The following is a 16,642-nucleotide window of genomic DNA, read 5'->3' on the forward strand; positions in this document are numbered from 1 at the left end:
TCGCGAAAAAGTTGACCTCCACCCTACCTTCTGTCCAATCTTGAGACAGAGTCGCGGCACACGCGACCCGTTCGGGGAAACCCGGGCAAGGGGAGGAAAAGCTTTGGCACACTTGACCGAGGGCGCAGAGGGGCTGCGCTCGGTTCCTGCGTTATTGGCACGCAATGCGACGCAATACGGCAACTCGCCTGCCTATCGCGAAAAAGAGTACGGCATCTGGCAAAGCTGGACCTGGGCGGAGACCGCCAAGGAGGTCGAAGAGCTGGCTCTTGGGTTGTTGAACCTTGGCGTCAACGAAGGCGACTTCATCGCCATCATTGGCCGGAACCGGCCATATCTCTACTGGTCGATGGTCGCCGCGCAATCGGTGGGCGCGATCCCGGTGCCGCTTTACCAGGACGCTGTTGCCGAAGAGATGGAGTATGTGCTGGCCCATTGCGGCGCGCGCTTTGCCATCGTCAGCGACCAGGAGCAGGTCGACAAGGTCATCGAGATTCAGGACGATCTGCACCAGTTCGAGCACATGATCTACCTCGATCCGCGGGGCTTGCGGAAATACGACCACACGCGATTACACCAGTTCAGCCATGTGCAGGAACAGGGCCGCGCGGCGCGTGAGGAATTCATCAAGGAACTGGACGCGCGTCGGTCCAAGCTGGGGTACGACGACACCTGCGTGATGCTCTATACCTCGGGGACGACGGGCAAGCCCAAGGGTGTGGTCCTGTCGAACCGCAACATCATCGAGACCGCGAAGGCGTCTTCAGAGTTCGATCATCTGAAGGTCGATGACGAGGTGCTGGCCTATCTGCCGATGGCCTGGGTCGGTGATTTCATTTTCTCGATCGGGCAGGCCTATTGGTCGGGTTTCTGCGTGAACTGTCCGGAAAGCCCGGACACGATGATGACCGACCTGCGCGAAATCGCGCCGTCCTACTACTTTGCCCCGCCGCGCGTGTTTGAAACACAGCTCACCCAGATCATGATCCGGATGGAGGACAGCGGCACTTTCAAGAAGAAGGTGTTCGATTACTTCATGGAGCACGCACGGAAAGTGGGGCCCGCGATCCTTGACGGCCATGACGTGAGTGCGATGGACCGGCTGAAATACAAGCTGGGCGAGGTCATGGTGTATGGACCGTTAAAGAACGCGCTTGGGTTTTCCAACGTGCGGGTTGGCTATACGGCTGGCGAGGCCATCGGCCCGGAAATCTTTGATTTCTATCGCGCTTTGGGCATCAACCTGAAGCAGCTGTACGGCCAGACCGAGGCGTCCGTGTTTATCACCCAGCAGCCCGATGGCGAAGTTCGGTCGGACACCGTGGGCGTGCCGTCGCCTGGGGTCGAGATCAGGATCTCGGACACGGGTGAAGTGTTCTACCGGTCGCCGGGTGTGTTCGTCGAATACTACAAAAACGCGGAATCGACAGCGGACACGAAGGATGCCGAGGGCTGGGTCGCAACAGGCGATGCCGGGTTCATCGAAGAGTCGACAGGCCATCTGCGTATCATCGACCGGGCCAAGGACGTGGGCGCGATGGCCAATGGGGCGATGTTCGCCCCGAAATACGTCGAGAATAAACTGAAATTCTATCCGAACATCCTTGAAGCGGTGGTGTTCGGAGCCGGGTGCGACCGCTGCTGCGCATTTATCAATATCGACCTGGCGGCGGTTGGGAACTGGGCCGAACGTAACAACATCGCCTATGCGTCCTATCAGGAGCTTGCCGGGCACAAGCAGGTGCTCGACACGATCCAGGCCCATATCGAAGAGGTGAACGCCAGCATCGCGCAGGACCCGATGCTGTCTGGATGTCAGGTGCACCGGTTCCTTGTTTTGCATAAGGAGCTGGATGCGGATGACGGCGAGCTGACCCGGACCCGCAAAGTGCGGCGCAAGATCATCGGTGAGAAGTTCGCAGACCTTGTGAACGCGCTCTACGATGGCTCACCCTCGATCTACACCGAGACCGAAGTGACCTACGAAGATGGCCGCAAGGGCAAGATCAAGGCGACGCTTGAAATCCGCGATGCCAAGGTTGTGCCCGCGACGCCGCAGAAGTTGGCGGCGGAATGATGGAGATCGGCCTTACTTCAGCGTCGCGGGGCCCCAGAATTTACTGGGTGACCCCAAGAATCTTCGTACGAAGATTCTTTGAACTCCCTAATAAATTCTTGAGCGCGGGCCTGGGCTGCGCAGGAGGTGCCGCGTGAAAGACACCGAAGGATACGTCACCGCAGACGGTCGCCAGATTGGCGGCACCCTGATGGAGATGAAAAACATCACGTTGCGCTTCGGCGGGGTGGTGGCCATTCAGGATATCAGTTTCGATATCCGCGAAGGCGAAGTGCGTGCAATCATCGGGCCGAATGGCGCGGGCAAATCCTCCATGCTGAACGTGATCTCGGGCTTCTATACTCCGTCCGAGGGCGAAGTCTGGTACAAGGGTCAGAAGCGTCCACCGATGAAGCCGTTTGAGGTGGCGCGGCAGGGTGTGGCGCGGACCTTCCAGAATATCGCGCTGTTCGAGGGGATGACCGTGCTCGACAACGTCATGACCGGACGGCTTACACACATGACTGCGGGTGTCGCAAGCCAGGCCCTGTGGTGGGGGAAGGCGCGCAATGAGGAGATGGAGAACCGCGAAAAGGTCGAGCGGGTGATCGATTTCCTTGAGATCCAGAATATCCGCAAAACGCCGGTGGGTCGTTTGCCTTATGGTTTGAAAAAGCGCGTCGAGCTGGCGCGGGCGCTGGCGGCGGAGCCGTCGCTCTTGCTGCTCGATGAACCGATGGCGGGCATGAACGTCGAGGAAAAAGAAGACATGAGCCGCTTTGTCCTCGATGTGAACGACGAATTCGGCACCACCATCTGCCTGATCGAGCACGACATGGGCGTGGTGATGGACCTGTCAGACCGAGTGGTCGTGATGGATTACGGCAAGAAGATCGGCGACGGGACACCCGAAGAGGTGCGTAACAATCAGGATGTGATCGACGCCTATCTTGGCGTGCCGCATTAGGGGAACAGGCATGTTTGCAGACATTTTCATCAACCCATGGGTCGATATGGTCGAAGCCCCCGACTTCCTGATGCAGGTGCTTTGGGAAGGGCTGGTGTCGGGCATCCTCTACGCCCTCATCGCGCTGGGCTTCGTGCTGATCTTCCGGTCTTCCCGCATCTTCAACTTTGCGCAGGGCATCATGGTGGTCTTCGCGGCGCTGACCCTTGTCGGGCTTTTCGCCATGGGCATCCCAGCGTGGATTAGTGTCGGCCTGACGCTGGTGGTCATGTTCGTTCTGGCGGTGACCATCGAACGGGTCGTGTTGAGACCGCTGGTGGGCCAGCCGGACATCATTTTGTTCATGGCCACCATCGGAATCACCCTGTTCCTCATCGGTTTTGGAGAGACGATCTTCGGCGGTGAAAACAAGGTCATGATCACCGAGGAACTGGGCATTCCGACCGGAGATACCGTGCTGGAGCCGTTTGGCGGACTGTTGATCTTGCAGCACCTCGACATCACGGTTGTCGTCGTGGCCACGCTGCTGGTTTTGGCATTGCTGGCTTTCCTGAACTACACGCAGATGGGTCGGGCGATACGTGCGTTGGGCGACGACCACCAGGCGGCGTTGTCGGTGGGCATCAGCCTACAGACGATCTGGGTTCTGGTCTGGTTCATTGCGGGGATCATCGCGCTGGTCACGGGCATTGCCTGGGGGGCGCGCGCGGGCGTCAGCTTTGCGCTTGAAGTGATTGCCTACAAAGCGCTGCCGGTGCTCATGCTGGGTGGGTTGGAAAGCATCACGGGGGCCATCGTCGGTGGGCTGATGATCGGTATTCTTGAAAAACTGTTCGAGATTTATTGGGGGCAGCCTCTTTTGGGCGGCAATACAGAGACGTGGTTCGCCTTCGTGCTGGCGCTGATCGTGCTCTTGTTCCGCCCGCAGGGTCTCTTTGGGGAGCGCATCATCGAAAGGGTCTGACGCGGCGCGGGGCGCGCTGCGAAAGAACCATGGTGGGTTGGAAGCCCACCCGACAAGATGAACGAAAGACAAGACAACATGGCCAAACTCATCGCACTTTTGAACATTATCGCGTGGTCCGGCTTCTGGGCGTTCGGGTACCTCGCGCTGAGCAGTGGTGACGGCGGAGGGCAGACCGTCATCGCGATTGTGCTGGCGGCATTGGGCGGAGCAGCGGGGCTCTGGGCGTACTTTTGGCTGATCCGCCATTCCGAAGCGACCGGCTATGCCAAGCCGCGCAACCGCGCGGTCCGGACAGAAGAAGAGGAAATCGCCTGATGTTGTACCGTACAGCTGGACAGTTCAAAACGAGCTATGTCGCGGATCAGGCGCTGTTCCCGGTCCGGCAGGACGCGTTTCTGCTCGGCATCCTGCTGGTCTTCGGCTGGGTGATTTTTCCGCTCACCGCGTCTGAATTCACCTTCCAGACGTTGTTGATCCCAATCCTGATCTACGCGCTTGCGGCGATGGGGCTGAACATTCTGACCGGGTTTGCGGGTCAGTTGTCCTTGGGCACCGGGGCTTTCATGGGCGTCGGGGCCTATGCGTGTTACAAGATGGTCACCATTTTCCCCGAGCTGAACCCGATCGTTGCGATCCTGCTTTCGGGATTCTTCAGCGCCGGGATCGGGGTGGTCTTCGGTATCCCGTCGCTCCGGATCAAGGGTTTCTACCTCGCCATCGCGACCCTGGCCGCGCAGTTCTTTCTGGTGTGGCTGTTCGAGAAATGGGCGTGGCTCTACAATTACAACGCCTCCGGCGCCATTCAGGTGCCGAACCTCGAGATGTTCGGGATATTCGTTTCCGGCCCTCAGGCTGCTTCGGTCACTGAATATTACATCGTTCTGTTCGTGGTCACGCTTCTGACGATCCTCTGCATCAACCTCACGCGTGGAAACCTCGGCCGGACCTGGAAGGCGACGCGTGACATGGACATCGCGGCAGAGCTGATCGGCATCAACCTGATGAAATCTAAGCTCACCGCGTTTGCGATCTCGTCCTATATCGTTGGCGTCGCGGGTGCGCTTTATGTTTTCATGTGGAAAGGCGCGGCCGAGCCCAACGTGTTCGACATTCCGCTGTCGTTCCAGGTGCTGTTCATCGCGATCATTGGCGGGCTTGGGTCGATCATGGGCAACTATCTGGGGGCCATTCTGATCGTCGGCTTGCCGGTTGTGTTGAACGTGATCGCGGGCACGCAGGTGTTCCAGATGTCAGCGCTCAGTGCGTTCATTCTCATAGCCCTCGTCGCTGCGATCGGGTTTTTGAGTTGGGTGGCGCGCAGCGGTTGGGCGATTGGCGCGGTGATCGGATTTGCTGTGCTCACGCTGATCTACGGTTACGCGCAGACCCAGGGCTTCCGCATCGATAGCGCGTTGATCGAGCATATCAACGTGATGATCATTGGCGGCCTGATCATCTTTTTCCTCATCATCGAACCGCACGGGTTGAATCAGCTCTGGCGGCTCATCCGAGAGAAACTCATCATCTGGCCGTTCCCGCACTGAGGCGGGCGCGGCCCAAGACCAAGAACCATAACCTACACATCAGATCCAACGGGAGGATATCCATGAAACACTTCACAAAACTGGCGGCAGCGGCAGCGCTGGGCACCGTCATGGGCACGGCAGCGATTGCCGAAAGTCTTTACACGCCCAACCTTGCCTACCGGACCGGGCCGTTCGCGGCGACGGGTATTCCGCTGATGAACGGCCAGGCGGATTACATGACGCTTCTGAACGAGCGTGATGGCGGCATCGGTGGCGTGGCCATCGACTTTGAAGAATGCGAAACCGGCTATTCCACCGAGAAGGGTGTGGAATGCTACGAAAAGACCAAGGGCAAGGCCATCGTGACCCAGCCGTGGTCCACCGGCATCACGCTGCAGGTTCTGCCGAAGACGAACGTGGACGAGATCCCGATCCTTGCACCCGGCTACGGCTTCTCGCCGATGGCGGACGGAAAGGTGTTCCAGTGGGCGTTCAACGTGCCGTCGGGTTACTGGGATGCGGCCGACATGATCGTGCAGTACCTCGAACAGGACGGATCGCTCGACGGCAAGAAGATTGCCTTCCTGCACCTCGACCACCCCTATGGCAAGGAACCTCTGCCGCTTCTCGAAAAGCTGGCGGCGGAAAAAGGCTTTGAGCTTCTGCCGATCCCGGTGGGTCTGAAGGAAATGCAGAACCAGTCGGCGCAGTGGTTGCAAATCCGCCGTGAGCGTCCGGACAATGTGGTCATGTGGGGCTGGGGCGCGATGAACGCCGGGGCCATCACCGAAGCGGTCAAGACCAAGTACCCGATGGAAAACTTCATTGGCGTCTGGTGGGCCGGTCACGATGCGGACCTGAAGCTCGTCGGCGAAGAAGGTGCGGGCTACAAGTCGATCTCGTGGTCCTTCCCGAACCCGGAAGCGCCGGTGATGCAAGAGATCAAGGAAATGGTCTTTGACGCCGGTCTGAGCCAGTCGAACGAAGAAGAGATGCAGGGCGTGTTCTATGGCCGTGGCATCGTGATGTCGATGATCCTCGCGGAAGCTATCCGTGGCGCGCAGGAAAACTTCGGCACTGCGGAAATCGACGCGACACAGCTGCGTTGGGGCCTTGAGAACCTGAACATCACCGAAGAGCGTCTGGAAGAGCTGGGCATGGCAGGCATGGTGCCGCCGTTCTCGACCTCCTGCGCGAACCACACCGGTCACTCGGGTGGTTGGATGCTGGAATGGGATGGCTCCAAGTTCGTGAAAGTGTCTGACCTGCTGACGCCGAACGTGGACGGATATTCCGACCTCATCGCATCGGCTGCGGCGGACTATGCGACCGCGAACGCGCCTTGGGCGATGAACGAAGAGTGTTCGGCCACGAACTAAGGCCGAACAATCCCCGGCGGCTTCCCAAGACGCCGCCGGGGGCATTTGCATATTTTCAAAGAGAAGAAGAGCGATGCTGGACGCCGCACGGACCGACGAGACACTGCTTGAGGTCAACAATATCGAGGTGATCTACAATCACGTGATCCTCGTGTTGAAGGGCGTGAGCCTGACCGTGAAGAAGGGCGGCATCACCGCGCTTCTCGGCGGCAATGGCGCGGGCAAGACCACGACGCTCAAAGCCATCTCGAACCTTCTGCATTCCGAAAGGGGAGAGGTGACCAAAGGCTCGATCCTATACCAAGGGGAGCGGGTGCAGGATTTGGACCCGGCCGCGCTTGTGAAACGGGGTGTGATCCAGGTGATGGAGGGGCGGCACTGCTTCGCCCACCTTACGGTCGAGGAAAACCTGCTGACCGGTGCTTACACGCGCAAGGATGGCAAGGCCGCGATCGAGCAGGACCTTGAAATGGTCTATTCCTATTTCCCCCGGCTGAAGGAGCGGCGGAAGTCTCAGGCGGGTTATACCTCGGGCGGCGAACAGCAGATGACGGCGATTGGCCGGGCGCTGATGTCTCGACCCGAGACGGTGCTGCTGGACGAGCCGTCGATGGGGCTCGCGCCGCAGCTTGTGGAGCAGATCTTCGAGATCGTGAAATCGGTAAATGAGAACGAGGGCGTGTCTTTCCTTCTTGCCGAACAGAACACCAACGTCGCCCTGCGCTACGCGCACCAGGGATACATCCTCGAGTCCGGCCGCGTCGTGATGGACGGTCCGGCAGCGGAACTGCGCGAGAACCCGGATGTGAAGGAATTCTACCTCGGCATGTCGGATGACGGCCGAAAGTCCTTCCGCGACGTGCGGTCCTATCGGCGGCGGAAACGCTGGTTGGCGTGATGCGACGGCTCAAGGGCGCGGAACATCTGATCGAAACGCTTTTTCAGCGCAGCGGTGCGCCGATCCTGCAACCCTATCGCGGCTATGCCGAACCGGGTCATCTGGTTCTGCAGGGGCGCGTGCTGTCTGCGGTCCGACGGGATGCGCCCGACCCGGATCAATCGCGGTGGACGAATTTCAAGGAAATGGCGTCGCTCTTCTTTACCAGCGAAGTGGCGGATGTATCGGTGGTTGCCGAAGACGGCATCGCGCAGAGCAACGCCGAAGGCTACGTCACGCTGAGGCTGCCTCGCCCCGAACAGGCGCAGGGCTGGGTTACGGTCGATGCCGAATTGACCGATGCGCCAGAGACACGCGTCCCGATGCCGGCCCTTGTGCCCCATCCAGAGGCCCGGTTTGGCGTGATTTCGGATATCGACGACACGATGATGATGACCGGCGCGCATTCGCTGGCGCGCAACCTTTGGACCACCTTCACCGGCAACGCGCTGACGCGACAGATCTTTCCGGACAGCAAGACGCTGATGGACCGCCTGTCCGATCATGCCCGCAACCCGGTGTACTATGTCAGTTCTTCGCCGTGGAACCTGCACAGTTTCCTCGACAAAGTGTTCACGCGCGCGGATTTGGTGGCGGGTCCGATGTTTCTGCGCGATCTGGGCATCAGTGAAGACAGCGTCGTCGGAGCAAGCCATCAGGATCACAAGGGCGCGGCTGTGGATACGATCCTCGCGGCCAATCCGGAACTGACGTTCTTTCTGCTTGGTGACACCGGCCAGAAGGATGCGCAGGTCTACCGGGATGCCGTGAAACGCCATCCCGACCGCATCCAAGCTGTCCTTTTGCGAGAACCTGTGGCCCGCAGCAAGCGCGCGGCGCTGGAAGCATTGCTCGAGATCGAGGCGATGGGCGTGCCGACCTATCACGGGCGCAACTTTTCAGACCTCCCCGACCGGGTGCTGCCCGGTGTGGCGGAGGCTCAACAGTGAAACGACGGCTCACAAGGAGAGCGGTATGAGCACGTATTATGACGACTTGGAAACCCGCAGCGCGGATGCGCGCGCCTCGGCGCAGTTGGAGCAGCTCAATCAGATCCTGCCGTCGCATGGCATGGACCCGCTTGCGGACCTGTCCGGGCTGGCCAAGCTACCGGTTCTGCGCAAGGCGGACCTCAGCGCGCGCCAGAAGGAGAACCCACCCTTTGGCGGCCTGCCCGTGTCGAACGTGGCGCATATCTTCCAATCTCCGGGTCCGATCTACGAACCTGGAGGGGTCACAAAAGACTGGTGGCGCATGGGTCGTTTCCTTCACGCGGCGGGTGTTGGAACGACAGATATCGTGCAGAACTGTTTCGGCTACCATCTGACGCCTGCCGGGATGATTTTCGAGAACGGTGCACGAGCGGTCGGCGCCGTGGTGTTGCCCGCTGGGACAGGCCAGACCGAGCTTCAGGCGCAAGCGGCGCATGACGTGGGGGTCACGGCCTATGCCGGTACGCCGGATTACCTCAAGGTGATCCTTGAGAAAGCCGATGAGATGGGCCTGCAACTCGGGATCGTAAAGGCCGCCGTCGGTGGTGGCGCGCTCTTCCCGTCTTTGCGTCAGTATTACATCGATCGGGGTATTTCCTGCTTGCAGTGCTATGCGACGGCGGACCTTGGCAACATCGCGTATGAATCCGATGCGATGGACGGCATGATCATTGATGAAGGTGTCATCGTCGAAATCGTCACTCCCGGCACGGGCGATCCGGTCCCGGAAGGTGAGGTGGGCGAAGTGGTTGTGACGTCGCTTAACCCTGACTTTCCGCTTGTGCGTTTCGCCACAGGGGACCTGAGCGCTTTGATGTCGGGCCAAAGCCCGTGTGGACGCACCAATTTGCGCATCAAGGGCTGGATGGGGCGCGCTGACCAAACGACCAAGATAAAGGGCATGTTCGTACGCCCCGAACAGGTGGCAGCGCTTGTCGCCAAACACGACGAGATCGACCGCGCGCGGGTCGTGGCCAGCCGCGATGGCGAGATGGATGTCATGACTGTGCGGATCGAAACGGCAGCCAAGGATGCGGCACGGTTCGAGTCGACGATTGTCGAGACGCTCAAGCTCAAAGGCACGGTTGAATTGGTGCCGCCGGGCGCGCTGCCGCGTGACGGTTTGGTCATCGAGGATGCGCGCAGTTACGATTGACGGCATGTCCGAAACCGTCACGTACCAACCGCTGACAAGCGAGAATGCCAGCCTCCTTCAAACGGCTGACGTGTTTGACAACGCAATCAAACCGGACCAGTTGGCGGCCTTTCTGGCGCAGCCCGGGCATCACATGGTCCTGGCGATCATAAGCGGTGCCATCGTCGGCATGGGCTCTGCTACCGTCTTGCTTCATCCGGACAAGTCGCCGACGCTTTTCATCAACGAGGTTGGTGTGTCAGAGGCGCATCGCCGGCGCGGGATCGGGACCGACCTTGTGCGCCGATTGATCGGGTGGGGCGACGCGCAGGGATGCATGTCAACCTGGCTCGCAACCGAGGATGACAACCATCCGGCGCGGGCGCTTTATCGGGCGTGTGTGGGCCGCGAACAGTCGGGCCTCGTGATGTACGATTGGGGCGACACGTCGGAGCATGACGCCCACGACTGACGGCATGCGCGCAAAAAACCTGCGCGATATTGGATAACTTTGCCAATTCATGCGTTAGTCGTCGAGGAATATGGAGGACCACCCATGAAACGTCTGGTTTTGTCACTGTCTGCCACGATGGCTTTCGCCGCGCCTGCGGTTGCGGATAACAGCGATGTTCTGATCATCGGCAACAGCGATCAAAGTGTGTTGCAGCGCCTGACGGGGAGTGGCGACCTGACGGCGACGCAAAGCCGGTTCGCGGCGCGTGGCACGGAGATCAGCATTGCCTTGAATGCGGACCGCGACGGAATGCGAACGGCATTTCTGGAGTTTGCCGAAAACCTGGACGCGACAACAGACGATGTTGCCGTTGCTCTGACAGGGCGGTTCGTGTCGACGGTGTCCGGCAGCTATCTGCTGCCAGCCGACATGGGGGATGACGTGAGCCTCGCGCAAGTGGTGGCAGAAGGCTTACCCGTCGATGCGCTTTACGCAGTGATGGCGGAGTATCCGGGTCGAGCGTTGTTGGTGCTCGGAGAAGTCGAGATCGATGAGACCTTGCCCAGCGGGCTGTCCGCCAATCTGCCGCTGCGCGATGTATCACAGGGCGTGACGGTCGCCGTTGGCCCCGCAGGCGACGTCGTGCGTTTCATCGGACGCCTGGCAGAGTGGCCCGGCGGTGACGTGTTGCCTCTGGCGCGCGAGGCTGGGTTGAGCCTTGCCGGATTCGTGCCGCTGGAATTGCCGCTTCTGGCAGAGACGGAGGTGGCGTTGCCACAAGTCGTCGAAACTGAGGCCACATCCGACCGCGCAGCGGAAGATGATGCGGCCTGGCAAGAGGCCCTGACCGCAGATCGCGAGGCAGGGTACGAGACCTATCTGGCGGCTTTCCCGAACGGCCTGCACGCTGCCGAGGCGCGGCAGCGCTTGACCGCGATCCGGGCCGAGCCGTTTTACCAAGAGAAACAGGCAGAGGCGGATCTGGGCCTGTCGCGCAACGCGCGGCGCGAAATCCAGCGGGACTTGTCATTGCTTGGCTATAACACGCGCGGGATAGACGGGATCTTTGGCCGGGGGACCCGGGGCGCTGTCACCGCATGGCAGAACCAGAACGGTCTGCCAGCCTCTGGTTACCTGAGCGCGGATCAGATCACGCGGCTTGATGCACAGGCCGAACGCCGTGCGGCGGAACTGGAAGAAGAAGCCCGCCAGCGCCAGGCCGAGCTTGAACGGCAGGATCGCGCGTTTTGGGAGGAAACCGGCGCGCGCGGCGATGAGCCTGGCTACCGGGCCTATCTTCGTCGCTTCCCCGACGGCCAGTTCGCCGAAGTCGCGGAAGAGCGTCTTGCCGCCATCGAAGCGCAACGGCGCGCGCAAGCTGAGGATCAGGATCGCCTGCGATGGCAGCAGATCCGCGAGATCGACACTCAAGATGCCTATCGCGCCTATCTGGCAGAGCGCCCCAATGGAGCGTTTGCAGAAGAAGCAAAAGAGCGCATTGCGTGGCTTGATCGCAATTCAGAGCAACGCGAAATTCAGGCACGCGGGCAGGCCGAGGAAGCTGCGCTGGGCCTCAACGCAGCCGCACGCAGGCTGGCAGAAGCGCGGCTTGCTGAACTGGGGCTGGAGCCCGGCGTCGTGGACGGCGAATTCGACGATGACGCGCGCCGTGCCATTCGGCGGTATCAGGACGCGCGCGATTTGAGAGTGTCCGGCTATCTCGATCAGGCGACCGTCGTCCGTTTGATGGCCGATACAATCCTGCGCTGAGGTCTAGTCAAGCTCGGTCCATGGCCAAGGCTTCACGTTGCTGGCAGCCGTCTGGTAGCGTGCGGCCTTGGCGATCCAGATGCCAAGGTCGGTGCCGAATTCTGCCAGACGCTCGTTCGGTTGCTTGTTGTTGACCAGCATGACGACGAATTGCACGATCGTCATCACGCCCAAAACGGTCTGCGCCAGCGAAATCATGACGGCGATGAGGATCATGTAGATCAGCCGTTCCAGTAGGGAATCCGTCTTTTCCGGCTCGAACTGTTCGCCGTGAAGTCGGCCCGTCACTTTGTCTTCGTCAGAGGAGGTCATGCAGACGATCCTTCGGTATCCTGAGATTTGCGGCGAGTGTATGTCGTTTCCGGAGGAGTCGCCAACCCGGATCGACACAACGGTCTTCCCCGCGCTTTCTGGTGCCAAAATCGTGTGCTTATCCGACCCGGCTCGCTTTGATGAATGTTGCCATGGACGAATGGTTAGCTGTCACGACGTGCCGCTGTCGCGCGGTTTTCCGTCCGATTGCCGCAACTCTTCTTCGGTCAGAGCATCAATGATTTTTTCTTTGTCCCCCGCGAAGAACACGCGTGCGCCGTGCAGGGCGACGGCCAATCCCCAACCGAGCATCGGCCAGATCGTCCAATTTATCTCGGGCGACGTGACGAGGTTGATAATCACCAACACTCCGATCACCGCCGCAAAAATGAACGCGTGAACGTAGAAGCCGAATTTCGCCTCGGCGCGACCTCTGGCTTTTTCGTAGCTATCAGCGTGTGTCATGGCCTCACCCCTCAACCCCTTGGTCCGAATGCGATGGATGATAGGCCGATCTGGAATTGGCGGGCATGACCGAGATCAATCGGCGTGTACGCACCGAAGAGCGAACGACCCCATCAAAACGAAAAAAGCCACCCGAACCGGGTGGCTTTTCATCTTGTCTGCTGATCCGCTTAGCCCTGGCGGGCTTTGAACCGGCGCTGTGTCTTGTTGATAACGTAAACGCGGCCCTTGCGGCGCACAACGCGGCAGTCGCGATGGCGGTTCTTCAACGAACGAAGCGAGTTCTTGACCTTCATCGGTCTCTCCTCTTATCGCGGCGCGCGAGCGCCTTGGTGGTTGCGGGTGCCCCGAACATTTGCCCGGGACGGCGAATTCAATGGTGGGCGATACTAGGTTCGAACTAGTGACCCCTTCGATGTCAACGAAGTGCTCTACCACTGAGCTAATCGCCCTGAAACCTTTGCGTTTCCCGCCGCCCCAACAAAAAGGGGCGCGAAATGCCGCGCCGGTGGAGCGGTCTATAAAAGGAGTCGGAACAGGGATCAAGGGCTTTTGGACTTAGAATAAATCAGTCTATGTTGCGTGGTATGGAGAGCTTATGCCGAAAGTCGCGTACCATCTGATTCAGCCCGAAGCGCACACGTCGCGTGTGGTGTTCGCGTCTCCGCATTCGGGGCGGGATTACAGTTGGTCTTTCCTGCGGCACACGGCATTGGACGAGGTGACTATCCGGTCCTCCGAAGACGCTTTTGTCGACCGTCTGTTCGACTGTGCGCCTCAGTTCGGGGCCCCCTTCATCAAGGCAGGCGCACCGCGTGCGTTCATTGACCTCAATCGCAGCGCGGAAGAACTGGACCCGGCCCTGATCGAAGGGGTCCGGCGGCAAACACACAATCCACGCGTGGCCTCGGGCCTTGGTGTCGTGCCGCGGGTGGTGGCGAATGGGCGACCCATCTACAAAGGGAAAATGCCCTATGCGGAGGCCGAGCGGCGCATCACGCAGTTCTGGCATCCCTACCATACGCAGTTGCGCAAACTCATGACGCAGGCACACGCTCGGTTTGGCGAGGCGATTCTCGTGGATTGCCATTCGATGCCGCATGAGGCGTTGGATGGGGCGGCCAAATCATCGGGCCGCCGCCCACAGATCGTTTTGGGGGACCGCTTTGGCGCTTCGGCAAGTCAGACTGTTGTCGATCAGATCGAGGCGGCATTTGTCGACGCGGGGCTGGTCGTCGCCCGCAACACTCCGTTTGCGGGGGCTTACATCACGCAGGCCTACGGGCGTCCGTCCCGCAAACAGCACGCGGTGCAGATCGAGATAGACCGGTCCATCTACATGGATGAGCGCGAGGTGCGGCCGAACGCCAATTTCCACAACTTCCGGAAACTGTTGCGCAGCGTGATTGCAGAGATCGCGGCAACGGGTCAGTCCGACGATATGCCGTTGGCTGCAGAATAGGTTACGTCTCGAACAGGGTCTTTAATGCGCCCTTGAGGGCGTCCGCGTTGTCGAGGTTCAGGCGCACCGGCACTGTCAGCACTTTCATGCGGAATCCGTCGGGCAGGCGTACCGCGTCTTTCTCGGTGGTGACCAATTGCGCCCCCGCCGCTTTGGCATCGTTTTCCAGCCGCGCCATGAGGGCGGGCGTCAACGGCTGATGATCGTCAAGCGCTTCGGCGCGAACAAGGTCGACACCCAAATCGTGCAATGTGCCGAAGAACTTTTCGGGATGACCGATTCCGGCGAAGGCAAGGCAGCGCAAGCCCGCCCAATCCATCCCAGTCTGAAGGGGCGCGAGCTGTCCGGTGAGGTGGGGTTTGGTGATGGCACTGCCCCAAGTCGTTTTGAAGCGGTCCTGCGCGCCGGGTCCACCGATGGACAGCACCAGATCTGCGCGCGCCATCGCTCGCGCCACCGGTTCACGCAGAGGACCCGCCGGGATGCACAGTCCGTTGCCGAAACCTTTCGCGGCATCGACAACAATGAGGGACAGGTCCTTGGCAATGCTTGGGTTCTGCAACCCATCGTCCAGAAGCAGGGCCTCCGCACCTGCAGCCACGGCGCATTTGGCGCCTTCGGCCCGGTCGCGGGACACCCAAACGGTGCCGAACGCGGACAGAAGCAATGGCTCGTCCCCGACCTCTTCGGCTGTGTGCTTGCGCGGATCGACTTGTATCGGCCCGTTTAACGCGCCCCCATATCCGCGCGAGACGACATGAGCGGTCACCTTCAGGTCTGACAGCATCTGCATAAGCGCGATGACGGTCGGGGTCTTGCCGGTTCCGCCTGCATTCACGTTGCCGACGCAGATGACCGGTACAGGGGCAGTATAGGCAGCAGGCTGCGCCACCCGCCGGGCTGTCAGCGCACCGTAGATCGCACCCAGCGGGGAAAGAAGCCGCGCCGACAGGCCAGGCGATTTGGGCGAATTGTCCCAGAAGGCTGGCGGTCTCATGGCCGGGCCTCGATTGCGTCGAGCCATTCGTTGATCTGCGTGAGCACGAGATCAGCGGTTTCCGCGCCCGAGGACACCACGGTCCACCCCGCATGTGCCATCGCCGCGGCGCGGTCCGGGGCGATCAGATGAGTGACAGCGGCGCTGAGCGATTCCATATCTTTCACAATGCGCGCGCCACCTGCGGCGACAAGCCGGGAATAGGCTTCAAGATGTTGACCCACATGCGGCCCATAAAGAATGGCGGACCCAAGCGCCGCCGCCATCATCGGCGACTGCCCGCCCGAGGCGGACACCAGCGAACCGCCCAGAAAGCTGAGTGGCGCAAGCCGGTACCAGAGGCCAAGTTCGCTGTCGTCACCCACCAGCAAGACCTGCGTGTTCTCATCCGGCATATCGCCGTGTTCCCAGCGGGCGAGGCGCAGACCGACCTCGTGGGCCAGTTCTGCAATCGCGCTTTCGTCGCTCGGATCGTCCGGCACGACGACCAGCAACAACCGATGCGCCAGACGCGCCGCGCGCCGATGCGCGCGCAGGACGTCTTCGGCCTCGTTCAAAAGGATATTGGCGGCCAGCCAGACGGGGCGCCCGGCCAGCAGCGCCGTCAATTCCTCGTGCAGGTCATCGTTGCTGGGCAGAGGGAACACTTCGGGTTCCAATGGGGCCGCCACCTCGATCTGGCTTTCCGGGACGCCCAGTTTGCGCATCCGCGCGGCGGCGGATTTGTCCTGTGCGATGATCTGGTGAAACAGGTTCAGCGCGCCTGACGTGGCATCCGGCAGCCAGTTCTTCTGTGGCTGCCGCCACGGCACGTCGGCGGCGTCCACCAAGAGCATATGGGTGCGCAGGGACGCAGTTTCGTGAATGAGCGCGGGCCGCAATCCATTTCCCGCCCAGGCAAGAATGTCGGGACGCACGTGTTCGAGAAACAGATGCACGTCGCTCAGGCTTTCGGTCGGGGGGCTCCAGATGCGTTCATCGCCAAATTCGATCCCACCTGCCTCCGCCGCATCCGACGTCAACAGAAGCGAGAAGTCGTCACGTTGCAGTCGCAAGCGCTGCATCAGGGTCAGAAGCGTCTCGAGCCTCGTTCGGGTGTCGCTATGCAGCCAGACCAATGGCCCCTCCGGCCGCTCAGGCCAGCGCAATGTGTCGCGACCTGGGCGGTCGCGGCTGCGAGCCAGAGCGAGATAAGCCGTGAGACTGAACGGCCTGCGCGCCAA

The 16,642-nt window shown here is 60.6% G+C and carries 17 protein-coding genes and 1 tRNA gene; 12 read left to right on the forward strand and 6 right to left on the reverse strand.

Going from position 1 to position 16,642, the window contains the following annotated elements:
• Positions 1-103: 103 nt before the first annotated feature.
• The 11 genes from BUA42_RS00985 (at position 104) to BUA42_RS01035 (ending at position 12,183) form a co-directional block, all read left to right on the forward strand.
• The gene (locus BUA42_RS00985; protein ID WP_245818915.1) at positions 104-2,077 is read left to right on the forward strand and encodes an AMP-binding protein; all 1,974 of its coding nucleotides are present in this window, start codon (positions 104-106) and stop codon (positions 2,075-2,077) included.
• A 190-nt stretch (positions 2,078-2,267) separates the two neighbouring features.
• A complete protein-coding gene (locus BUA42_RS00990) occupies positions 2,268-3,023 on the forward strand; it encodes an ABC transporter ATP-binding protein (protein ID WP_245818961.1) in 756 nt (251 codons plus the stop codon).
• Between the two features lie 10 nt (positions 3,024-3,033).
• The gene (locus tag BUA42_RS00995) at positions 3,034-3,987 is read left to right on the forward strand and encodes a branched-chain amino acid ABC transporter permease (protein WP_072775846.1); all 954 of its coding nucleotides are present in this window, start codon (positions 3,034-3,036) and stop codon (positions 3,985-3,987) included.
• A gap of 78 nt (positions 3,988-4,065) precedes the next feature.
• On the forward strand, positions 4,066-4,305 hold the full coding sequence (locus BUA42_RS01000) for a hypothetical protein (protein ID WP_072776672.1): 240 nt from the start codon (positions 4,066-4,068) through the stop codon (positions 4,303-4,305).
• Positions 4,305-5,534, forward strand: coding sequence for a branched-chain amino acid ABC transporter permease (locus BUA42_RS01005; protein WP_084066059.1), 1,230 nt, complete (start codon positions 4,305-4,307; stop codon positions 5,532-5,534). The genes BUA42_RS01000 and BUA42_RS01005 overlap by 1 nt, the downstream gene beginning before the upstream one ends.
• Positions 5,535-5,596: 62 nt before the next feature.
• A complete protein-coding gene (locus tag BUA42_RS01010) occupies positions 5,597-6,895 on the forward strand; it encodes an ABC transporter substrate-binding protein (RefSeq protein WP_072775847.1) in 1,299 nt (432 codons plus the stop codon).
• Positions 6,896-6,968: 73 nt separating this feature from the next.
• Positions 6,969-7,793 carry an ABC transporter ATP-binding protein gene (locus BUA42_RS01015; RefSeq protein WP_072775848.1) on the forward strand — a complete coding sequence of 275 codons (825 nt, stop codon included), beginning with the start codon at positions 6,969-6,971 and terminating at the stop codon, positions 7,791-7,793.
• Positions 7,793-8,782 (forward strand): phosphatase domain-containing protein, encoded by a 990-nt coding sequence (locus BUA42_RS01020; RefSeq protein WP_143152588.1) that lies wholly within the window; start codon positions 7,793-7,795, stop codon positions 8,780-8,782. The genes BUA42_RS01015 and BUA42_RS01020 overlap by 1 nt, the downstream gene beginning before the upstream one ends.
• A 25-nt stretch (positions 8,783-8,807) precedes the next feature.
• Complete coding sequence (locus BUA42_RS01025) at positions 8,808-9,980, forward strand: phenylacetate--CoA ligase family protein (RefSeq protein ID WP_072775850.1); 1,173 nt, start codon at positions 8,808-8,810, stop codon at positions 9,978-9,980.
• A gap of 4 nt (positions 9,981-9,984) precedes the next feature.
• On the forward strand, positions 9,985-10,431 hold the full coding sequence (locus tag BUA42_RS01030; RefSeq protein WP_072775851.1) for a GNAT family N-acetyltransferase: 447 nt from the start codon (positions 9,985-9,987) through the stop codon (positions 10,429-10,431).
• Positions 10,432-10,515: 84 nt separating this feature from the next.
• On the forward strand, positions 10,516-12,183 hold the full coding sequence (locus BUA42_RS01035) for a peptidoglycan-binding domain-containing protein (protein WP_072775852.1): 1,668 nt from the start codon (positions 10,516-10,518) through the stop codon (positions 12,181-12,183).
• Positions 12,184-12,186: 3 nt separating this feature from the next.
• Here BUA42_RS01035 and BUA42_RS01040 read toward each other — a convergent pair whose 3' ends face one another.
• The 4 genes from BUA42_RS01040 to BUA42_RS01055 all read right to left on the reverse strand — a co-directional run bounded on the left by BUA42_RS01040 (position 12,187) and on the right by BUA42_RS01055 (position 13,412).
• Positions 12,187-12,495: a DUF4389 domain-containing protein gene (locus tag BUA42_RS01040; RefSeq protein WP_072775853.1), complete on the reverse strand. Its 309-nt coding sequence runs from the start codon at positions 12,493-12,495 to the stop codon at positions 12,187-12,189.
• 171 nt (positions 12,496-12,666) lie between these two features.
• The gene (locus BUA42_RS01045; protein ID WP_072775854.1) at positions 12,667-12,960 is read right to left on the reverse strand and encodes a 2TM domain-containing protein; all 294 of its coding nucleotides are present in this window, start codon (positions 12,958-12,960) and stop codon (positions 12,667-12,669) included.
• Between the two features lie 170 nt (positions 12,961-13,130).
• The gene (ykgO, locus tag BUA42_RS01050) at positions 13,131-13,256 is read right to left on the reverse strand and encodes a type B 50S ribosomal protein L36 (RefSeq protein WP_008562923.1); all 126 of its coding nucleotides are present in this window, start codon (positions 13,254-13,256) and stop codon (positions 13,131-13,133) included.
• A gap of 81 nt (positions 13,257-13,337) precedes the next feature.
• Positions 13,338-13,412 (reverse strand) — tRNA-Val (locus BUA42_RS01055).
• A 146-nt stretch (positions 13,413-13,558) separates the two neighbouring features.
• On the opposite strand from BUA42_RS01055, the gene BUA42_RS01060 reads away from it, so the two are divergent.
• Positions 13,559-14,422, forward strand: a complete 864-nt coding sequence (locus BUA42_RS01060; RefSeq protein WP_072775855.1) for an N-formylglutamate amidohydrolase — start codon at positions 13,559-13,561, stop codon at positions 14,420-14,422.
• A gap of 1 nt (position 14,423) precedes the next feature.
• On the opposite strand, the gene lpxK is transcribed toward BUA42_RS01060, so the two are convergent.
• On the reverse strand, positions 14,424-15,419 hold the full coding sequence (gene lpxK, locus BUA42_RS01065; protein WP_072775856.1) for a tetraacyldisaccharide 4'-kinase: 996 nt from the start codon (positions 15,417-15,419) through the stop codon (positions 14,424-14,426).
• Positions 15,416-16,642 (reverse strand): 3-deoxy-D-manno-octulosonic acid transferase, encoded by a 1,227-nt coding sequence (locus tag BUA42_RS01070; protein WP_072775857.1) that lies wholly within the window; start codon positions 16,640-16,642, stop codon positions 15,416-15,418. Before BUA42_RS01070 ends, lpxK begins: the two co-directional genes overlap by 4 nt.

The sequence above is a fragment of the Marivita hallyeonensis genome, from assembly GCF_900129875.1.
Classification (GTDB): domain Bacteria; phylum Pseudomonadota; class Alphaproteobacteria; order Rhodobacterales; family Rhodobacteraceae; genus Marivita; species Marivita hallyeonensis.

Excerpts from the sequence above, each read along its gene's own strand:
- BUA42_RS01020 (WP_143152588.1), top strand. The coding sequence starts at position 7,793 with ATGCGACGGCTCAAGGGCGCGGAACATCTGATCGAAACGCTTTTTCAG.
- BUA42_RS00995 (WP_072775846.1), top strand. The coding sequence starts at position 3,034 with ATGTTTGCAGACATTTTCATCAACCCATGGGTCGATATGGTCGAAGCC.
- BUA42_RS01060 (WP_072775855.1), top strand. The coding sequence starts at position 13,559 with ATGCCGAAAGTCGCGTACCATCTGATTCAGCCCGAAGCGCACACGTCG.
- BUA42_RS01000 (WP_072776672.1), top strand. The coding sequence starts at position 4,066 with ATGGCCAAACTCATCGCACTTTTGAACATTATCGCGTGGTCCGGCTTC.
- BUA42_RS00990 (WP_245818961.1), top strand. The coding sequence starts at position 2,268 with ATGGAGATGAAAAACATCACGTTGCGCTTCGGCGGGGTGGTGGCCATT.
- ykgO (WP_008562923.1), bottom strand. The coding sequence starts at position 13,256 with ATGAAGGTCAAGAACTCGCTTCGTTCGTTGAAGAACCGCCATCGCGAC.
- BUA42_RS01030 (WP_072775851.1), top strand. The coding sequence starts at position 9,985 with ATGTCCGAAACCGTCACGTACCAACCGCTGACAAGCGAGAATGCCAGC.
- BUA42_RS01025 (WP_072775850.1), top strand. The coding sequence starts at position 8,808 with ATGAGCACGTATTATGACGACTTGGAAACCCGCAGCGCGGATGCGCGC.
- BUA42_RS01045 (WP_072775854.1), bottom strand. The coding sequence starts at position 12,960 with ATGACACACGCTGATAGCTACGAAAAAGCCAGAGGTCGCGCCGAGGCG.
- BUA42_RS01040 (WP_072775853.1), bottom strand. The coding sequence starts at position 12,495 with ATGACCTCCTCTGACGAAGACAAAGTGACGGGCCGACTTCACGGCGAA.
- BUA42_RS01010 (WP_072775847.1), top strand. The coding sequence starts at position 5,597 with ATGAAACACTTCACAAAACTGGCGGCAGCGGCAGCGCTGGGCACCGTC.
- BUA42_RS01005 (WP_084066059.1), top strand. The coding sequence starts at position 4,305 with ATGTTGTACCGTACAGCTGGACAGTTCAAAACGAGCTATGTCGCGGAT.
- BUA42_RS01035 (WP_072775852.1), top strand. The coding sequence starts at position 10,516 with ATGAAACGTCTGGTTTTGTCACTGTCTGCCACGATGGCTTTCGCCGCG.
- lpxK (WP_072775856.1), bottom strand. The coding sequence starts at position 15,419 with ATGAGACCGCCAGCCTTCTGGGACAATTCGCCCAAATCGCCTGGCCTG.
- BUA42_RS01015 (WP_072775848.1), top strand. The coding sequence starts at position 6,969 with ATGCTGGACGCCGCACGGACCGACGAGACACTGCTTGAGGTCAACAAT.